The 606-nt window shown below is 74.6% G+C and carries 1 pseudogene; it reads right to left on the reverse strand.

What is annotated here, in order from left to right:
- Nucleotides 1-309: 309 nt before the first annotated feature.
- Nucleotides 310-606: pseudogene (locus KBX39_RS32550) on the reverse strand (hypothetical protein); the annotation flags it as partial.

Below are 606 nucleotides of genomic sequence, written 5' to 3' on the forward strand. Positions count from 1 at the left end.
GCGTCCAGGTCCTCCAGACCCCGGTCGGTGGTCGGTGGTGTGGGTGTGGTGGTCTGTCCGAACATCCGCGCCCCCCTCGCCGAAGGTCCCCGCCCGGTCGTAACCGGTCGTGCGCGTGGTCGGACCACGCACCGGGTGAGGAAGTTGGGTTACGTGACGGAGTACGTCGAAGGCGGTGGCCGTCCGCCGCACGGCGTCGTGGGCCGTTCCGCGGCGAGCGGTCTTCCCGCTCCGTAGGTACTCAATCACGGACCGCAGGATCGCGAGGAAGTTTCGCCAGGTTGCCCGGCAGCCGGTCCCGGCGGCGGTTCAGCAGACCAGCAGGCCCTGGTGCGCGCCCGCGTCACGCAGCGCGGTGAGGGCCTCGGCCGCCCGCAGCGGCGGCGGCGTGGGCAGGTCGCAGGGCTGGTTGCGCAACACCTCCGTGGCACGTCGGGTGGGTACCGAGGCGACCGGGTAGCCGCGGGCGGCACCCCGGTCCAGGGCCCGCCGCTTGCGCCCGAAACCGGCCACCGCCAGCCACTGGGGCAGGCCCGCGTGCGCGGGCGAGCGCAGGCCGGGCGGCTCGGGCAGCACGTCCACCGAGCTGAACGGCTCGCTGCCGGC

Origin of the sequence: Micromonospora sp. D75 (assembly GCF_018070405.1) — a bacterium.
GTDB classification, from domain to species: domain Bacteria; phylum Actinomycetota; class Actinomycetes; order Mycobacteriales; family Micromonosporaceae; genus Micromonospora; species Micromonospora chalcea.